Here is an 18,247-nt window from a genome sequence, read left to right as displayed (position 1 = left end):
GAGCAAGGAGTCAAGATGTTTGATATTGTCGAACTGTCACGGTTACAGTTTGCCTTAACGGCAATGTACCATTTCTTATTTGTCCCATTAACGCTGGGTATGGCGTTTATGTTGGCAATTATGGAATCGGTTTATGTGCTGTCTGGTAAACAAATCTATAAAGATATGACCAAATTCTGGGGCAAGTTATTTGCTATTAACTTTGCTCTGGGGGTTGCTACTGGTTTGACCATGGAGTTCCAGTTCGGGACTAACTGGTCATATTTCTCACATTACGTCGGTGATATCTTCGGTGCCCCTCTGGCAATCGAAGGTCTGATGGCGTTCTTCCTGGAATCTACTTTCGTCGGTCTGTTCTTCTTCGGATGGGATCGCCTGAGTAAACATCAGCATTTGGCTGTAACCTGGCTGGTTGCATTAGGCTCTAACTTCTCTGCGTTGTGGATCTTGGTTGCCAACGGTTGGATGCAAAACCCGATTGCATCTGATTTCAACTTTGAAACTATGCGTATGGAAATGCTGAGCTTCTCTGAACTGGTTCTCAACCCAGTTGCACAGGTGAAATTCGTTCACACTGTAGCGGCAGGGTATGTTACTGGTGCGATGTTTGTGCTGGGTATCAGCTCTTACTACCTGTTGAAAGGCCGTGATATTCCGTTTGCCAAGCGTTCCTTTGCAATTGCTGCGAGCTTTGGCTTGGCTGCCGTATTGTCCGTTATCGTGCTGGGTGATGAATCTGGTTACGAAATGGGTGACGTGCAGAAAACCAAACTGGCTGCAATTGAAGCTGAATGGGAAACCCAACCGCCTCCGGCAGCCTTCACCCTGTTTGCTATCCCGAATCAGGAAACCATGGAGAACCGGTTTGCTGTTCAGATCCCATTTGCACTGGGCATTATCGCTACGCGCTCACTGGATACACCGGTAACTGGCTTGCGTGATTTGATGTCGCAACATGAAGTGCGTATTCGTAATGGTATCCAAGCTTACAGTCTGCTAGAAAAATTACGTTCAGGTAATACTGACCCTGCTGTGCGTGAAGCATTCAGTAAGGCGAAACAAGATCTGGGCTATGGTCTGTTACTGAAACGTTATACACAAAACGTTACCGATGCGACTGAAGAACAAATTAAGTTAGCAGCCAAAGACTCAATCCCACGGGTTCTGCCGCTGTATTTCGCGTTCCGCATCATGGTTGCCTGTGGCGTGCTGATGTTACTGATCATTGGTCTGTCCTTCTATAATGTGATTCGTGGTCGGATTGGTGAGAAGAAATGGTTACTGCGTGCCGCACTGTTCGGTATTCCGTTGCCGTGGATTGCAGTAGAAGCAGGTTGGTTTGTGGCGGAATATGGTCGTCAGCCATGGGCTATCGGTGAAGTGCTGCCGACAGCAATTGCAAACTCATCAGTCACCGCTGGGGATATTCTGTTCTCCATGGGGTTGATCTGTGGTCTGTACACGCTGTTCCTGGTTGCAGAAATGTACCTGATGTTCAAATTCGCGCGCCTTGGGCCAAGTAGCCTGAAAACGGGCCGCTATCATTTTGAACAGCCGACTGCCCCAGTGCAGGAAGCACGGTAAACAGGAGTCCACTTATGTTTGATTATGAAGTATTACGATTTATCTGGTGGCTGCTGATCGGTGTGCTGCTGATTGGGTTCGCAGTAACCGATGGTTTCGATATGGGTGTCGGTATCCTGCTGCGCATCATCGGTAAGAATGATACAGAACGTCGTATTATGATTAACTCGATTGCCCCTCACTGGGATGGTAATCAGGTTTGGTTGATCACTGCGGGTGGGGCGCTGTTTGCTGCCTGGCCAATGGTGTATGCAGCCGCATTCTCCGGCTTCTATATTGCGATGATTCTGGTATTGGCTGCGTTATTCTTCCGTCCGGTCGGTTTTGATTACCGTTCTAAGTTGGAAAATAACCGTTGGCGCAATATGTGGGACTGGGGCATTTTTGCTGGTAGCTTCGTGCCAGCAGTGGTCTTCGGTGTGGCATTCGGTAACTTGCTGCAAGGCGTACCGTTCCATATGGATAGCTACATGCGCTTGTTCTACACCGGTAACTTCTTCCAGTTGCTGAACCCGTTTGGTTTACTGGCGGGGGTTGTCAGCTTAACCATGTTGGTAACGCAAGGTGCTACTTATCTGCAAATGCGTACCCGTGGTGAGTTGCATCTGCGTTCCCGTACTGCGGCTCAGATCTCGGCTCTGGTGATGAGTGTGGCCTTCCTGCTGGCCGGTATCTGGTTAGTTAAAGGTATCGATGGTTTTGTTATTACTTCAGCTTTGGATACGGCGGCTGAATCTAACCCGATGCGCAAAGAAGTTGCACATCAGGCTGGTGCATGGTTGATTAACTTCAACAAGTACCCAAGCCTGTGGGCGCTGCCAGCTCTTGGGGTTATTCTGCCACTGTTCACCATTTTGCTGTCGCGTTTTGAAAAAGGGGCTTGGGCCTTCCTGTTCTCATCACTGACTATTGCCTGTGTGATCCTGACTGCCGGGGTAACTATGTTCCCGTTCGTTATGCCATCAAGCACTGTGCCAAATGTCAGTCTGACAATGTGGGATGCAACATCTAGCCTGTTGACGCTGAAAGTGATGACTATTGTTGCGATAATCTTTGTTCCTATCATCTTGCTGTACACCAGTTGGTGTTACTACAAGATGTTCGGGCGCATTGATAAAGATTTTATCGAAAACAACAAGCACTCACTGTACTAAGGAGCATAAAGCATGTGGTATTTTGCCTGGATTCTAGGGACACTTCTGGCCTGCTCCTTTGGTATCATTACTGCTCTGGCGCTGGAGCAGAGTGAAGCCAATGCAGCAGCGAAGGCCGCTAACAACGGCAATGATGATGTTGTCCGATAAGTTATACGATTTAATGGATAAGGGCCCTTTTAGGGCCCTTTCACTGGTGCTCGCCTTTGCTGTGGCATTCTGTGTGTTTTGGGACCCTTCGCGTTTTGCGGCGGCAACCAGTTCACTTGAGGTCTGGCAAGAGGTGTTTATTGTGTGGGCGGTTTGTACTGGTGTGATTCATGGGGTTGGTTTTCGCCCTAAGCGGATGTGGTTGCGTGCTTTTTTCTCACCACTTCCAGCAATTGTGATCTTGGGCGCGGGATTATTCTACTTTTTTGTCTAATCTGTACATGTTTCGCCTAATTTGAACACAATCTATCCTTATGGGCCACTCGGCCCATAATTATTTTCGTTCTATTCTCTCAAGTGATTCCAAAGCTTAACGCTCTTCAGTATAGTGTGTCCGTTAACTGCATTACTGGGAAGTAGAGTGAGTAATACGTTGTTTCGATGGCCGGTACGTGTCTATTTTGAAGACACCGATGCTGGCGGCGTGGTATACCACGCACGCTACGTTGCCTTTTATGAAAGGGCGCGCACTGAAATGTTGCGCCAACGCAATTTTCACCAGCAGCAATTGCTCAGTGAGCATGTCGCTTTCGCTGTCCGCCGCATGACGGTAGAATACCTGGCACCAGCACGTCTTGATGATATGTTGGAAGTTCAGAGTGAAATTACCGCAATGCGTGGGGCTTCTCTCACGTTTGCTCAACGAATTCTCGACACACATGGCAATCTTCTGAGTAGTGCAGAAGTATTGATCGCATGTATCGATCCACACCAAATGAAGCCAAGAGCGCTTCCTAAGTCTATTGTCGCGGAGTTTAAGTAGTGGCTGACATGAACATTCTGGATTTATTCCTGCAGGCAAGCCTATTCGTTAAGCTTATCATGCTGGTATTAATGGGCTTTTCTATTGCTTCATGGGCGATCATCATTCAACGAACGCGTATTCTGAATGCTGCCACCCGCGATGCAGAAGCCTTTGAAGATAAGTTTTGGTCCGGTATTGAGCTGTCTCGCTTGTATCAGGAAAGCCAGGCTCGCCGCGAGACCCTCGGGGGCTCCGAGCAGATTTTCCATTCTGGATTTAAAGAGTTTGCCCGTTTACATCGTGCAAACAGCCATGCACCAGAGGCCGTTATTGACGGAGCCTCCCGTGCGATGCGCATCTCAATGAACCGTGAATTAGAAGCACTGGAAACACATATTCCGTTCCTGGGTACTGTTGGTTCCATCAGCCCGTATATCGGCCTGTTTGGTACGGTATGGGGGATTATGCATGCCTTTATTTCTCTGGGTGCAGTAAAGCAGGCAACATTGCAAATGGTCGCCCCAGGTATTGCCGAGGCCCTGATTGCTACCGCGATCGGCCTGTTCGCCGCAATCCCTGCTGTTATGGCCTATAACCGTCTGAATCAGCGCGTGAATAAACTTGAACAAAACTATGACAACTTCATGGAAGAGTTCATCGCTATTCTGCATCGTCAGGCTTTTGCCAGCGCCGAGAGCAAATAAGTAGGGGGTTGTATGGCGCGAGTACGTGGTCGTAAACGTCGCGAGCTTAAGTCTGAAATTAACATTGTTCCCTTACTGGACGTTTTGCTGGTGCTATTGCTGATCTTTATGGCGACCGCGCCGATTATCACGCAAAGCGTTGAGGTGGACTTGCCTGACGCGACAGATTCAAAAACCGTTTCAAGCGATGACAATCCACCGGTGATTGTTGAAGTGTCAGGAGTGGGGCAATACTCGTTGGTGATAGATCACCAGCGGATGGAGCAACTGCCTTCAGAACAAGTTGTGGCCGAAGCTCAGGCCAGATTGAAATCGAATCCGAAAACCGTGTTCCTGATCGGTGGCGCTAAAGAGGTGCCTTATGATGAAATTATCAAGGCGCTGAATATGCTACATCAGGCGGGTGTAACGTCGGTGGGCTTAATGACTCAACCGATATAAATTTGCGTTGATACTGGTTGGATTGAGAGTCACTCCAGCCAGTAGATACCTTGTTTTTAGCAGTTCCGTTTTTTAGCAATAGATCGCGGACATCGAGTGTGGAAATCGAGCGTGGGTAAGGCAACCGAGCAAAATGATAAGCTGAATCGCGCCGTTATCGTGTCGGTGGTTCTGCACATCATATTGATTGCCCTGTTGATTTGGGGCTCTCTGACGCAGAAGACTGAAATGGGCGGCGGCGGTGCTGGCGGCGAAGTTATTGACGCCGTTATGGTCGATCCGGGCGCAGTGACAGAGCAGTATAACCGTCAGCAGCAACAGCAGACGGACGCGAAACGTGCAGAACAACAGCGCCAGAAAAAAGCCGATCAGCAAGCAGAAGAATTGCAGCAAAAACAGGCCGCTGAGCAGCAGCGACTGAAAGAATTGGAAAAAGAGCGTCTGCAAGCGCAAGAAGATGCCAAGCAGGCGGCTGAAGAACAGAAGAAACAAGCCGCTGAGCAGCAAAAACAGGCCGCTGAGGAACAGAAAGTTGCCGCCGCCGCTGCTGCAAAAGCGAAAGAAGAGCAGAAACAGGCAGAGGCCGCAGCCGCACAAGCAAAAGCAGAAGCCGATAAAATCGTGAAGGCACAAGCTGACGCGCAGAAAAAAGCAGAAGCTGAAGCCAAAAAAGAGGCGGCTGTAGCAGCAGCAGCGAAGAAGGCTGCTGATGCTGAGGCAAAGAAACAAGCTGACGCTGAGGCGAAGAAAGCTGCTGATGCTGCCGAGAAAGCAGCAACTGCCGCCGCTGAGAAGAAAGCTGCGGCTGATGCCGAGAAGAAAGCGGCCGCAGAGGCCAAGAAAGCTGCTGCTGATGCCAAGAAAAAAGCAGCTGCAGAAGCAGCAGCCGCAGCAACTGATGTTGATGATTTATTCGGTGGTTTAGCTAACTCCAAAAATGCGCCGAAAAGTGGTTCCGGTGCAGGTGCCGCTGCTGCGGGTAAAGGCGGTGGCAAGAAGAGTGGAGCATCAGCGGGTGATGTCAGTGGCTATTTGGGCCAGATCACTGCCGCGATCCAGAGTAAATTTTATGATGCAGATCTTTACAAAGGCCGTACCTGTGATTTGCGAATTAAATTAGCACCAGATGGTCTATTAATTGATGTTAAGGCAGAAGGGGGTGACCCGGCACTGTGCCAGGCTGCTATCGCTGCTGCAAAACAAGCGAAGATTCCTAAGCCTCCAAGTTCGGATGTTTATGAAGTGTTTAAGAATGCTCCGCTTGTATTTAAACCTCAATAAGGTTTGATTAAGAGGGGGATGACTTTGTTAATCAACCGTGGATTATGTAGTTTTGTTTGCGTTGGTTTGTTAAAATTCTGCTAATTATCGCGGGCATCCCGCTCGGATAAGGGAGATAAGATGAAGCAGGCATTTCGAGTTGCGCTAGGCTTTTTAGTTTTGTGGGCTTCTGTGTTACATGCAGAAGTTCGAATTGAGATTACCCAAGGGGTAGACTCTGCTCGTCCAATTGGTGTTGTTTCGTTTAAATGGATGGGGCCGGGTACACCACCGGAAGAGATCGGTGCTATTGTTGGCGCAGATTTACGTAACAGTGGCAAATTTAACCCAATTGATGCGGCTCGCATGCCACAACAGCCTTCAACTGCGGCAGAAGTAACGCCAGCAGCCTGGACTGCGTTGGGTATCGATGCTGTTGTTGTTGGCCAGGTTCAACCGAGTGCTGATGGTAGCTATGTGGTTTCTTACCAGTTAGTTGATACTTCTGGTGCAGCCGGTAGCGTTTTAGCGCAAAATCAGTATAAAGTAACTAAACAATGGTTACGTTATTCAGCGCATACTGCCAGTGATGAAGTATTTGAAAAGCTGACTGGGATTAAAGGTGCTTTCCGTACCCGTATTGCCTATGTTGTGCAAACCAACGGTGGCAAGTTCCCACACGAATTGCGGGTTTCTGATTACGACGGCTACAACCAATTTGTTGTTCACCGTTCTCCTGAACCTTTGATGTCACCAGCCTGGTCTCCAGATGGTAGCAAAATTGCTTATGTCACTTTCGAGAGTGGTAAGTCAGCACTGGTTATTCAGACGTTGGCTAATGGTGCAATCAGACAAGTGGCTTCATTCCCTCGTCATAACGGTGCGCCTTCTTTCTCACCGGATGGGACTAAACTGGCCTTCGCGTTATCTAAAAGCGGTAGCCTGAATTTGTATGTTATGGACTTAGGGTCTGGTCAAATCAGCCAGGTAACCGATGGCCGTAGCAATAACACTGAACCAAGCTGGTTCCCGGATAGCCAAAATCTGGCTTATACCTCGGATCAGGGCGGTCGTCCACAAGTGTATAAAGTGAATATTAATGGCGGTGCGCCACAGCGAATCACGTGGGAAGGTTCTCAGAACCAGAACGCAGATGTGAGCCCTGATGGTAAGTTCCTGGCATTGGTTAGTTCCAATGGTGGAGCACAACACATCGCCAAACAGGATCTAGAAACGGGAGCCGTTCAAGTATTAACGGACACGTTCCTGGATGAAACGCCTAGTATCGCACCTAACGGCACCATGGTTATCTATAGCTCGACACAAGGGCTGGGAGCTGTGTTACAACTGGTCTCGACTGATGGGCGTTTCAAAGCGCGTCTTCCGGCAACTGATGGACAGGTCAAATTTCCTGCCTGGTCGCCGTATCTGTGATGCATGTGTAAATACGTATGTATGGCAAACTATAAAAGGATCAAAGAGATGCAACTGAACAAAGTGCTAAAAGGGCTAATGTTGGCTTTGCCAGTTCTGGCAATCGCTGCGTGTAGTTCTAACAAAAGCGCAAATAATGACCAATCTGGCATGGGCGCTGGCACTGGTACAGAAAATGGCAGCAACCTGTCTTCAGAAGAGCAAGCTCGTCTTCAGATGCAAGAACTGCAAAAGAACAATATCGTTTACTTCGGTTTCGATAAATACGATATCGGTTCTGACTTCGCTCAAATGCTGGATGCACACGCTGCATTCCTGCGTAGCAACCCATCTTACAAAGTTGTTGTTGAAGGCCACGCGGATGAACGCGGTACGCCAGAATACAACATCGCGTTGGGCGAGCGTCGTGCAAATGCTGTGAAAATGTATCTGCAAGGTAAAGGCGTTTCTGCTGACCAGATCTCTATCGTTTCTTACGGTAAAGAGAAACCAGCAGTACTGGGCCATGACGAAGCAGCGTTCGCTAAAAACCGTCGTGCAGTTCTGGTTTACTAAGAGAATCGCATGAACAGTAACTTCAGACGTCACTTAGTGGGTCTGTCGTTACTGGTTGGCGTAGCGGTCCCATGGGCCGCTACTGCCCAAGCGCCAATCAGTAATGTCGGCTCCGGCTCGGTAGAAGATCGAGTCACTCAACTTGAGCGTATTTCCAACGCTCACAGCCAACTATTAACTCAACTTCAGCAACAGCTATCCGATTCGCAACGCGATGTAGATAGTTTACGCGGTCAGATCCAAGAAAATCAGTACCAGCTCAATCAAATTGTTGAGCGGCAAAAACAGATCTATCAGCAGATGGAGAGTCTGAGCGGTGGTCAGGGTGCGCAGGGTTCAGCTTCTGCGGCTACTGGTGCTGCGACAGATAATTCTGCGGCTGGAAGTTCCGATACTGCTGCCGCAGGCGCAGCGGCTGCTACAGCGGCACCTGCAGCAAGTACTGGTGATGAAAACAGCGATTATAATGCAGCCGTTTCTCTGGCTCTTGAGAAAAAGCAATTCGATCAAGCGATCACTGCTTTCCAAGGTTTTGTGAAACAGTATCCAAAGTCGACTTACCAGCCTAATGCCAACTATTGGTTAGGGCAGTTGTATTACAACAAAGGTAAGAAAGACGATGCTGCATATTATTATGCTGTTGTAGTAAAAAATTATCCAAAGTCTCCAAAAAGTTCAGAAGCGATGTTTAAAGTTGGGGTGATCATGCAGGATAAAGGCCAAAGCGATAAAGCGAAGGCGGTTTATCAACAAGTGATCAAGCAATATCCTAATACTGATGCTGCTAAACAGGCACAGAAACGTTTATCTGCTCTTTAGCCATTTTCGAGTCCAGGAATTGGTCATATTGACTAATTTCTGGACTTTGGCGAGTGAAGAACAAGCAGTTAAACGCTTCAATAGAAATTTAAGTTGCACTGTGAAGAGAAATTAGTAATATATGCCGCCGTTGCCAAGACAACTTGTAAAACGTTAAAGCAGCAGGAAATTATAGTAACCAGTATACATAATGGGTCGTTAGCTCAGTTGGTAGAGCAGTTGGCTTTTAATCAATTGGTTAAAGGTTCGAGCCGAGCGAAGCGAGACAGCAACGCGTTAGCGTTGACCCGAAGGGCGAGTCCGCAGGACGAGTAATCCCGCACGACATGCACTGAATTGTCATCAGCAGTACACATAATGGGTCGTTAGCTCAGTTGGTAGAGCAGTTGACTTTTAATCAATTGGTCGCAGGTTCGAATCCCGCACGACCCACCATTATGCAGAGTTATCAGGGTATCAAATCGTAGGGATGAGAGCCGTAAAGGTTCGAGTCGAGCGAAGCGAGACAGCAACGCGTAGCGTTGACCCGAAGGGCGAGTCCGCAGGACGAGTAATCCCGCACGACCCACCATTATATTAGGCAGTACCGCATTACAGCGGGTCGTTAGCTCAGTTGGTAGAGCAGTTGACTTTTAATCAATTGGTCGCAGGTTCGAATCCCGCACGACCCACCATTCTCCCCGCACGCCGGTTTGAATGTAAGAAGTTGAAATCAGCGCAAAGATTTTTCTTCCTGTTTTGTCTAAATAATACCCGAAGTGTGAGTAATCCCGCACGACAGGCACTGAATTGTCATCAGCAGTATACATAATGGGTCGTTAGCTCAGTTGGTAGAGCAGTTGACTTTTAATCAATTGGTCGCAGGTTCGAATCCCGCACGACCCACCATTATGTCAAGTAATCCCGCACGACAGGCACTGAATTGTCATTAGCAGTACACATAATGGGTCGTTAGCTCAGTTGGTAGAGCAGTTGACTTTTAATCAATTGGTCGCAGGTTCGAATCCCGCACGACCCACCATTATGCCACCTCTCCAGCTATACCTTTCCCCTGCAATTTTACTTATACTCCTTATCACAATATTCCAAAGCGCCACCCTATAATTCTCTGACATCCCATCTGTATCTCATTTTTCCATCTAATTTTTAACTCTATTAAACATTTTCACCATTATCAGACAATTTTGGGCGACTTTTAGCTGGATATTGAGTATTTTGTTTAGGATAAAAAACAAATCAAGACTTACTGGCAGCCAGCAACGTTTGCTGACCCTGGAATAACTGGCAACAGAGATGTGAGCGATGAGTGAAACTTTTGATGTGAATGCGGCTATTTATCCATTTCCTCCACGGCCTGTCCCTTTGGATGAAGAGGAAAAAGCCTTTTACCGTGAGAAAATCAAAACACTGCTGAAGCAGCGCGATGCCGTGTTAGTCGCTCACTATTATACTGACCCCGAAATTCAAGCTTTAGCCGAAGAAACCGGCGGTTGCGTGGCAGATTCCCTTGAAATGGCTCGATTTGGTAATAACCATCCGGCGTCGACATTACTGGTCGCTGGCGTGCGTTTTATGGGGGAGACAGCCAAAATCCTAAACCCCGAGAAGCAAGTGCTGATGCCAACCCTGAAGGCAGAATGTTCGCTGGATTTAGGTTGCCCGGCAGATGAATTTGCCGCGTTCTGTGACAGCCATCCAGACCGCACCGTGGTGGTGTATGCCAATACCTCAGCGGCGGTTAAAGCCAGAGCTGATTGGGTAGTGACCTCCAGTATTGCGGTTGAGCTTATTGAACATCTCGATAGTCTGGGTGAAAAAATTATCTGGGCACCGGATCGCCACTTGGGCAATTACGTGCAGAAGAAGAGTGGGGCAGATGTATTGTGCTGGCAGGGGGCCTGTATCGTCCATGACGAGTTTAAAACCCAGGCATTAGCCCGCATGAAAGCACTGCATCCTGACGCTGCGGTGTTAGTTCACCCGGAATCACCTCAGGCAGTGGTGGATATGGCTGATGCTGTCGGCTCGACTAGCCAACTGATTCAGGCGGCAAAAACGTTGCCGCAGCAAAAACTTATTGTGGCGACTGACCGTGGCATTTTTTACAAAATGCAGCAGGCGTGTCCAGATAAAGAATTATTCGAAGCCCCGACGGCGGGTGAAGGTGCAACGTGCAGAACATGCGCGCACTGCCCGTGGATGGCAATGAATGGCCTCAGGGCGATTGCTGAGGGGCTGGAGCAGGGAGGGGTGATGCATGAGATACATGTCGATGAAGAATTGCGTCAGCAGGCGCTGATACCGCTGAATCGGATGTTGGATTTTGCCAACCAGTTGAAGTTACAGATTAAAGGCAATGCCTAAGTCGCAAATGACACAATTAACCTCAACACTTATTATTTCTCTCCGATAAAAGGATTGCCAGATGGATTTTCTCAGTACAAGCAATATATTGGTGCATATTCCACTGGGGGCGGGGGGATATGACCTTTCATGGATAGAGGCAATTGGTACCCTGTTTGGGTTGCTCTGTATTTGGTTTGCCAGCAAAGAGAAGATAATTAATTATCTGTTTGGCCTGATTAACGTAACGCTCTTTGCGGTAATCTTTTTCCAGATTCAGCTCTATGCCAGCCTGTTATTGCAGTTGTTCTTCTTCGTCGCCAATATTTATGGCTGGTACGCCTGGAGCAGGCAAACACCAGACAATCAAACTGAATTGAAAATTCGCTGGTTATCATGGCCGAAAGCACTGACTTGGGGCGCAGTGTGCGTGGCTGGTATCGCCTTAATGACGCTGCACATCGATACTGTTTTTGCCTGGTTGACCCGTGTCGCCGTGACCGTGATGCAGCATTTGGGTGCTGATGTGCAAATGCCTGAGCTACAGCCTGATGCGTTCCCATTCTGGGATTCCACCATGATGGTGCTATCCATTGTGGCGATGATCCTGATGACACGCAAATATGTTGAGAACTGGCTGATTTGGGTGGTGATTGACGTCATCAGTGTGGCGATTTTTGCCTATCAGGGGGTTTATGCGATGGCTCTGGAATACGTGATACTGACACTGATTGCCCTAAATGGCTCTTGGTTGTGGATGAAGAGCGCAACCCTAAATCATTCACGTCCGTTATCGGCACAGAGTTAATAACGGCTCAGGCAGGCCACCTTTCATCGAGTTTCTTCCCGTTGAACGCGTGGCCTGATTAACCATTAATGATGGTGGTGGTGCCCGCCGCTACTGGCGGTGTGATTAATACCACAATCCGGTGCTTTGCACTGCTGATATTCCATTTGAATGGTGGCATGCCCAATATTGTAGTGATGCAGTAAATGATGCTCGATACGATGCAGTAACTCATCGTTATCCATGGGGGGGATAACCTGCACATGCAGCGTCATTAGCCGTTGTTCGCCAACTTGCCATAAGTGAATGTGATGGACATCCCTCACTTCATATATGCTGGCGCATAAATCCTTGCGCAATTTGTCGATATCAATCTCTTGCGGCGCGCCCTCCAACAGTTCGTGAAAACTCTCTTTCAGCAGCCGCCAGGCGCTGCGTAGCACCAACGCTGAGACCAATACCGATAATATCGGGTCAATCGGTGTCCAACCGGTAGTCAGAATCACCACCGCAGCCACAATCGCCCCAACGGAACCTAATAGATCTCCCAGGACATGTAAGGCTGCGGCGCGCACATTGATATTCTTTTCTTCCTCGCCACGATGCAGAATCCAGAAGCAGAAAATATTCGCAAATAAGCCGGCGATGGCGATGATTAACATCGGCACCCCCATCACTTCATGAGGAGAAAAGAAACGCCGCACCGCCTCCCAGACAATCAATACCACAATCAACAATAATGCAGCAGCGTTGACGAACGCCGCCAGTGTGGTTAGGCGCAAATAACCAAAGGTATGGCGGGCGTCTGGTTTACGCCGAGAGAAATGTACTGCCATCAATGCGATAAATAATGCGGCGGAGTCCGTCAGCATATGCCCGGCATCTGCCAATAACGCCAGCGAACCCGATAGCCAGCCGCCAATGGCCTCCACCACCATAAATAGGCTGGTAACCACAAAGGCTATCAGCAGGCGTTTGCTGTTGCTGTCTTGGGGGAAAAATGAAGATACAGCCATATTGATCCTTGAACCATAAGAAGTGTGCGCTGAACTGTCGCGTTATGTTAACTCTGACAGGGTTTGATTCAAGCCTTGAATTAACTGCTCTAATAGATTTTGCAGTTGAGTATAAGCCGCAGGGGTGATTTTCCCTTGCTGGCATTGGCTAATTAACTGCTGGCATAGTGCGGCTCCGGCGGCATTTTGCAGTATCAGAAAACTGCCCTTCACTCGGTGTAATACTGGTGTCCGGGCCGCCAGTGGCTGTTGTGCCAGTGCAAGTTGTTGGCTGTCATGCACCACGGAATCAAGTAGCGTAACTGTTAACTTGCGCACCATGATTGGGTCTTGATTACCCAACCGTAAGAGCGTTTCCCGCAGATTATCGTTAACCTGCTTTTCTTCGGCCATCACGGTTTGTATGCGTAACACCCGCTCAATGTCACTGAGTATCACTGGCTTGGTCAGCCAATGGTCGATAACAATATTCCCTGGCTGGATATGGGTAAATTCTTGTACATCAGCTGAGCAAAGGATGATTTTTGCCGCCATACACTGAGATTGGCGCTCCTGTCGGCGAATGATCCGCGCGAGGGTAAAACCATCCAACGTGGGCATATTGTAATCGACAAACAGCATATCGAAAGGCTGCTGAGAATGCGCGTGTAATAGCTGGCGGCCATTATCAAACAGTTCAGATTCAATACCAAAATGCCTGAGTTGTTGTTGCATCAGCAGCAGATTACTCGGGTGGTCATCAACTATCGCGACACGGGAGGGCGGTAGATATAACATGCCAGTCGATGCTGTTGCGGGCCTCATTATGGCAGCCGATGTCGTCTCCACGGCAACCCATAATTGGACGGTGACTACCGTACCCTGATTCAGCTCTGAGGTCAGACTGATAGTGCCATCCATTCGATCAATCAGCTCCTTGCAGATCGACAAGCCCAAACCACTGCCTTGAATCATCAGATTGTTGCTGGTCTCAACTCGATAAAAGGGCTGGAACAGGTGGGGTATTTCCGCAGCGGCTATCCCACAACCACTGTCTTCCACCTGCAATATCAACTCTCCTTGCCCCTCGTGCTGCGGTTGCCACGCCATCCGAACATTAATTTCACCTTGGCGGGTAAACTTAATGGCATTGTTAATTAGATTGTTCATGACCTGAAGTAAACGACCGCCATCAAGCAGAACTCTTTCAGGTAAGTTATCGCTGTAACTGACATTTAAGGTTATTGGCCGCATACCCAGCAACGGTTGATAAACCGCGCGAATATGATTAATCCAAGGGATCAACGCAGTAGGTTGTGGTAATAGCTGTAACGAACCGGTTTCCAGCTTGGCATAATCTTGTAAGTCATTGAGCAGGCTTAGTAATGATGATGCTGAGCTGTAAATAACGGGCAAGTTACCCTGTGTGGCAGTGGTTTTTTTTAGCTCCAGTTCCAATAGACCAAGGATGGCATTCATTGGTGTTCGTAGTTCATGGCTGATGGTCGCCAGAAACTTACTTTTCATTTTATTGGCGGTTTCGGCTTGCTGGCGTGCCTGTTCCAAGATTTCTCGTTCACGCCGCTCTTTGCGCCGCTGAATAAAACGGCGGATCATGACCACTAAGAGCAATATCAACAACCCGCCAAGGGTGCTAAACAACCATGTGGCAGGGGGCATCATGCGATTCTCATTCACCGCATCAATGATATTACGAGGATCGGACACCCATTCATCACGTAACGATTGCAGAGTGGCGGGGGGAATTTGTAGCAAGTTTTTATTGAGAATCGACAACAGTAACGGCGAGTGCTGGGCGACGCCAAAGGCCAACGGATAAGCAATGTTATCTGCTGCAAATGCCAGTTTGATTACGCCGGCATAGCGAGAGAGAACCATAAAGTTGGCCGAGATAACATTATCAATCAGCCCGTCTAACTGGCCATTAGCCAATGCATCATACATCGCTTTGCGGTTAGTAAAGACTATAGCCGTGGTTTGTCTGGGGAGCAGTTGCTGACCTAAATCCCCTTCCACCACACCGAGGCGCTTGCCAGACAGATCTCCCCACGTTGAGACATCACGGGTGAACGCATTGGTATACACCCCCCACAGAGCACGGTGAATGGGTATCGAGCTGTCATATTGTGCTTTGAAACCCCCCGCTAGCGGCAGCAAGGCACGCATCATGGCCTGATTTTGTTGAACTTGTTGATCGGCCAACCGTGGGTTACTGCTCCAGACTGGCGAAAATTGCAGGCCAGTATTTTGCGCAATAGTATTGAGGATATCGACAATATAACCACGCGGTTGTTTATCGCTGTCACGATAAGTAAAGGGATAATCATCATCGATGGCGGCATAATAAACCACGGGGTGGGCCTTAACCCACTCTTGCTCCATGCGGGTGAGATCAGCATTGCCGGTATCGAGATAGCTGGGGATCTTTTTACTCCAGCGGCCCTGGATAGTATTCAGAACCTCCATTGGGGCGTTGCTGATAACGTGATCAAGCGTCTCTATCAATGCCGGGTTGGTTGCCGCAAACACCAGAGAGAGACTGCCGGGTTTTATATCACTTTCAACTTGATAAATTTGCCCCAGTTGCAGTTGATCAATAATAAAGCTGGCACTGGTTTCATCGGCAATAAAGTAGTCGTTAAGGCCGTTTAACAGGGAGTAAATGGCTTGCAGGTTATTATCAAACAGTTGGTTATGCGGTATTTTATTCTGAATTTCATCGACCAACTGCATACCGGCCATTTTACTAATAGCAATGCGCGCATCAGCCGAGTTTAGCATCACCTGACGGCTATTCTGGCGGCTACGTAATACCAGTAATTTACTGACAAAATAGGGTTTTGATATAAATAAATTAGGATTTAATGCGCTACGAGGCAAACCAAACAACAGGTCAATATCACCTTGTTTTAATGCCTGATTCAGGGTTTTGGCGTCAGAGAAACCTATCACCACTACATTGGCACCGGTTGCCTGCTTAATATAGTTAAGATAATCGGCATTCAGCCCGTACAGGTCGTGGTCGACAATAATATTATAGGGACTCACATTGTCGTTGAGGATGCCAACCCGCAAAGTAGCGTTGCGCCATGGATTATTGGGCGTGATAAACGGTGTGCTGGCTGGCATGTTCAGACTACTAACTAAATTGTAGTGCAAAGCAGAGATCGCTTGTGCGGGCAGTAGCAGCAGGCTGAATTGAGCAATTAATAACAATACCAACCAGCATCTTCTCATGGCTGTAGCTCGTTAAATACGGCAATCAATGCCAGTAAATTTGCGGCACCGGTTTTATTGAGGATATTTTTCTTATGTGTGCTGACCGTTTTATTACTGATATTCAGTAACTCAGCAATATGTAAATTAGAATGGCCTTTACTGAGTAATCCCAATATTTGCAGCTCTTTCTGGGTTAAATGGTATTTTTCATTGTTAGGTGTGGAGCCGCTTTCCAGTGTACTGGCGGGGAACACTAATTGGCCCGCAATCACGTCACCAATGGCCTGCAATAGTTGATCCATCGGCTGCCCTTTATGCATAAAACCCTGAGCCCCAGCGGAATAAGCCATTTTGGCATAAACCTCTTCTTCCTGGGCGGTATAAATCATGATGGATTGCTGCGGATAGTGGCGGCGGATTTTGCGTAAAAACTGCAAGCCGTCAAGCTGTGGCAAACTGATATCCAAAATGAGCAGATCGAAGTGATATTCCGCCAATAAGGCCAACGCCTGCTGGTCATCAGCAGCGCAATGCAGGTGGTAGCGTTGGGTCGCGCGCATCAGCGCGGCTTCAAGGGCAACATGTACCACCGGGTGATCATCAACTAACAGTAACCTAGGCATAAAACGTATTAACCTTTAGGGATAGGAGGTGGTGATAACCGATTATGGCTCTTATTAATGATTTTATAACAAATAATAATCCAGATAAAAATTGATGGTTTCATTCAATAAGTTGATGTCTTATCGAGTAAACCGCGTTATTGCTATTTATCTGTACAGAATACCAAATGTAATAAAGAAGATTTACAGCGTTCAATTCACCAGCTAGATTGGTTCAACTAGATTGGTACAGATAGACGTCGTGCGATGATCGCCACAAGGCTTAATGGAAGAACTATGAATTACCTGAATGATGACCTACGGATTAATGAAATTAAGGAACTCCTGCCCCCTGTTGCTTTGTTAGAGAAGTTTCCAGCCAGCGAGAATGCGGCAAAAACGGTAGCCAAGACCCGCACAGCGATTCATAACATCCTGCGCGCTCAAGACGATCGCTTGTTGGTCGTCATTGGCCCATGCTCTATTCATGATACCCAAGCGGCCAAAGAGTATGCGGCCCGTTTGCTGACATTGCGTGAAGAGCTGCAAGGCGAGCTTGAAGTGGTGATGCGGGTTTATTTTGAAAAACCACGTACCACGGTGGGTTGGAAAGGTCTGATTAACGATCCGCATATGGACGCTAGCTACGACATCAATGACGGTTTGCGTATCGCGCGTAAGTTATTGTTAGATATCAACGAGAGCGGGCTGCCAGCAGCGGGTGAGTTTTTGGATATGATAACCCCGCAATATTTAGCTGACCTGATGAGCTGGGGTGCCATCGGCGCTCGTACTACTGAATCGCAGGTTCACCGTGAACTGGCTTCAGGCCTGTCTTGCCCAGTTGGTTTTAAAAATGGTACCGATGGCACTATCAAAGTGGCTATTGATGCCATTAATGCAGCCAGTGCACCGCACTGCTTCCTGTCTGTGACCAAATGGGGTCATTCAGCGATTGTAAATACCGCCGGTAACGACGATTGTCATATCATTCTACGTGGTGGCAAAGAGCCAAACTACAGCAGTGCTCATGTTGCTGCGGTTAAAGAAGGGCTGAGCAAAGCGGGCCTGGAACCACAGATCATGATCGATTTCAGCCATGCTAACAGCAGCAAGCAATTCAAAAAGCAGATGGATGTCAGTAAAGATGTCTGCAACCAGATTGCTCATGGCGAAAAATCGATTATGGGTGTGATGATTGAGAGCCATTTGGTGGAAGGCAATCAGAATCTGGAAAGTGGCGAACCACTGACTTACGGTAAAAGTGTCACTGATGCGTGTATCGGCTGGGAAGACACCGAGACAGTATTACGTGAGTTAGCAGATGCCGTGAAAGCGCGCCGCCAATAATAGCGAGCGGGCAAATAAAAACCC

General features: G+C 48.1%; 17 protein-coding genes, 4 tRNA genes and 2 other RNA genes. 20 read left to right on the top strand and 3 right to left on the bottom strand.

Going from position 1 to position 18,247, the window contains the following annotated elements; translation table 11 throughout:
- Positions 1-15 precede the first annotated feature (15 nt).
- The 19 genes from cydA to pnuC all read left to right on the top strand — a co-directional run bounded on the left by cydA (position 16) and on the right by pnuC (position 12,057).
- Complete coding sequence (gene cydA / locus EL015_RS14445) at positions 16-1,584, top strand: cytochrome ubiquinol oxidase subunit I (protein ID WP_005188961.1); 1,569 nt, start codon at positions 16-18, stop codon at positions 1,582-1,584.
- Between the two features lie 14 nt (positions 1,585-1,598).
- Positions 1,599-2,738: a cytochrome d ubiquinol oxidase subunit II gene (cydB, locus tag EL015_RS14440; protein ID WP_005188967.1), complete on the top strand. Its 1,140-nt coding sequence runs from the start codon at positions 1,599-1,601 to the stop codon at positions 2,736-2,738.
- A gap of 12 nt (positions 2,739-2,750) precedes the next feature.
- Entirely contained in the window at positions 2,751-2,888 is a 138-nt protein-coding gene (gene cydX / locus EL015_RS14435) for a cytochrome bd-I oxidase subunit CydX (RefSeq protein ID WP_004712290.1), read from the top strand.
- A complete protein-coding gene (gene ybgE, locus EL015_RS14430) occupies positions 2,875-3,162 on the top strand; it encodes a cyd operon protein YbgE (protein WP_170930806.1) in 288 nt (95 codons plus the stop codon). The genes cydX and ybgE overlap by 14 nt, the downstream gene beginning before the upstream one ends.
- A 147-nt stretch (positions 3,163-3,309) precedes the next feature.
- On the top strand, positions 3,310-3,711 hold the full coding sequence (ybgC, locus tag EL015_RS14425; protein ID WP_032907060.1) for a tol-pal system-associated acyl-CoA thioesterase: 402 nt from the start codon (positions 3,310-3,312) through the stop codon (positions 3,709-3,711).
- Positions 3,711-4,397, top strand: a complete 687-nt coding sequence (gene tolQ, locus EL015_RS14420; RefSeq protein ID WP_005188971.1) for a Tol-Pal system protein TolQ — start codon at positions 3,711-3,713, stop codon at positions 4,395-4,397. Before ybgC ends, tolQ begins: the two co-directional genes overlap by 1 nt.
- A 12-nt stretch (positions 4,398-4,409) precedes the next feature.
- On the top strand, positions 4,410-4,838 hold the full coding sequence (tolR, locus tag EL015_RS14415; RefSeq protein ID WP_004393306.1) for a colicin uptake protein TolR: 429 nt from the start codon (positions 4,410-4,412) through the stop codon (positions 4,836-4,838).
- Positions 4,839-4,949: 111 nt separating this feature from the next.
- Positions 4,950-6,119 carry a cell envelope integrity protein TolA gene (tolA, locus tag EL015_RS14410; RefSeq protein WP_005188974.1) on the top strand — a complete coding sequence of 390 codons (1,170 nt, stop codon included), beginning with the start codon at positions 4,950-4,952 and terminating at the stop codon, positions 6,117-6,119.
- Between the two features lie 120 nt (positions 6,120-6,239).
- Entirely contained in the window at positions 6,240-7,532 is a 1,293-nt protein-coding gene (gene tolB / locus EL015_RS14405) for a Tol-Pal system beta propeller repeat protein TolB (RefSeq protein WP_032907062.1), read from the top strand.
- A gap of 48 nt (positions 7,533-7,580) precedes the next feature.
- Positions 7,581-8,087 carry a peptidoglycan-associated lipoprotein Pal gene (gene pal, locus EL015_RS14400; RefSeq protein WP_004393299.1) on the top strand — a complete coding sequence of 169 codons (507 nt, stop codon included), beginning with the start codon at positions 7,581-7,583 and terminating at the stop codon, positions 8,085-8,087.
- Positions 8,088-8,096: 9 nt separating this feature from the next.
- Positions 8,097-8,906, top strand: coding sequence for a cell division protein CpoB (gene cpoB, locus EL015_RS14395; protein ID WP_032907063.1), 810 nt, complete (start codon positions 8,097-8,099; stop codon positions 8,904-8,906).
- Positions 8,907-9,108: 202 nt separating this feature from the next.
- A non-coding RNA gene (locus EL015_RS14390) (RtT sRNA) lies at positions 9,109-9,238 on the top strand.
- Positions 9,239-9,265: 27 nt separating this feature from the next.
- Positions 9,266-9,341: transfer RNA gene (locus EL015_RS14385), tRNA-Lys, on the top strand.
- A gap of 14 nt (positions 9,342-9,355) precedes the next feature.
- A non-coding RNA gene (locus EL015_RS14380) (RtT sRNA) lies at positions 9,356-9,477 on the top strand.
- A gap of 27 nt (positions 9,478-9,504) precedes the next feature.
- Positions 9,505-9,580: transfer RNA gene (locus EL015_RS14375), tRNA-Lys, on the top strand.
- Positions 9,581-9,718: 138 nt separating this feature from the next.
- A tRNA-Lys gene (locus EL015_RS14370) sits at positions 9,719-9,794 on the top strand.
- 57 nt (positions 9,795-9,851) lie between these two features.
- A tRNA-Lys gene (locus EL015_RS14365) sits at positions 9,852-9,927 on the top strand.
- Between the two features lie 281 nt (positions 9,928-10,208).
- A complete protein-coding gene (nadA, locus tag EL015_RS14360; protein ID WP_005188982.1) occupies positions 10,209-11,270 on the top strand; it encodes a quinolinate synthase NadA in 1,062 nt (353 codons plus the stop codon).
- Between the two features lie 61 nt (positions 11,271-11,331).
- Positions 11,332-12,057 (top strand): nicotinamide riboside transporter PnuC, encoded by a 726-nt coding sequence (gene pnuC / locus EL015_RS14355; RefSeq protein WP_005188991.1) that lies wholly within the window; start codon positions 11,332-11,334, stop codon positions 12,055-12,057.
- Between the two features lie 65 nt (positions 12,058-12,122).
- Here the strand turns inward: pnuC and zitB are convergent, their stop codons facing one another.
- The 3 genes from zitB to EL015_RS14340 are packed head-to-tail and all read right to left on the bottom strand — an operon-like array spanning position 12,123 to position 16,894.
- A complete protein-coding gene (gene zitB / locus EL015_RS14350) occupies positions 12,123-13,052 on the bottom strand; it encodes a CDF family zinc transporter ZitB (RefSeq protein ID WP_005188993.1) in 930 nt (309 codons plus the stop codon).
- A gap of 42 nt (positions 13,053-13,094) precedes the next feature.
- Positions 13,095-16,289 (bottom strand): ATP-binding protein, encoded by a 3,195-nt coding sequence (locus EL015_RS14345; protein ID WP_032907064.1) that lies wholly within the window; start codon positions 16,287-16,289, stop codon positions 13,095-13,097.
- Complete coding sequence (locus tag EL015_RS14340) at positions 16,286-16,894, bottom strand: response regulator (protein WP_005188997.1); 609 nt, start codon at positions 16,892-16,894, stop codon at positions 16,286-16,288. The genes EL015_RS14345 and EL015_RS14340 overlap by 4 nt, the downstream gene beginning before the upstream one ends.
- A 276-nt stretch (positions 16,895-17,170) precedes the next feature.
- On the opposite strand from EL015_RS14340, the gene aroG reads away from it, so the two are divergent.
- On the top strand, positions 17,171-18,223 hold the full coding sequence (gene aroG / locus EL015_RS14335) for a 3-deoxy-7-phosphoheptulonate synthase AroG (protein WP_005189002.1): 1,053 nt from the start codon (positions 17,171-17,173) through the stop codon (positions 18,221-18,223).
- The last annotated feature ends 24 nt before the right edge of the window (positions 18,224-18,247 follow it).

Source organism: Yersinia intermedia, assembly GCF_900635455.1.
Taxonomy (GTDB): domain Bacteria; phylum Pseudomonadota; class Gammaproteobacteria; order Enterobacterales; family Enterobacteriaceae; genus Yersinia; species Yersinia intermedia.
Note: the sequence above shows the minus strand (reverse complement) of the source record. Positions and strands in the feature narration are given on the sequence as shown.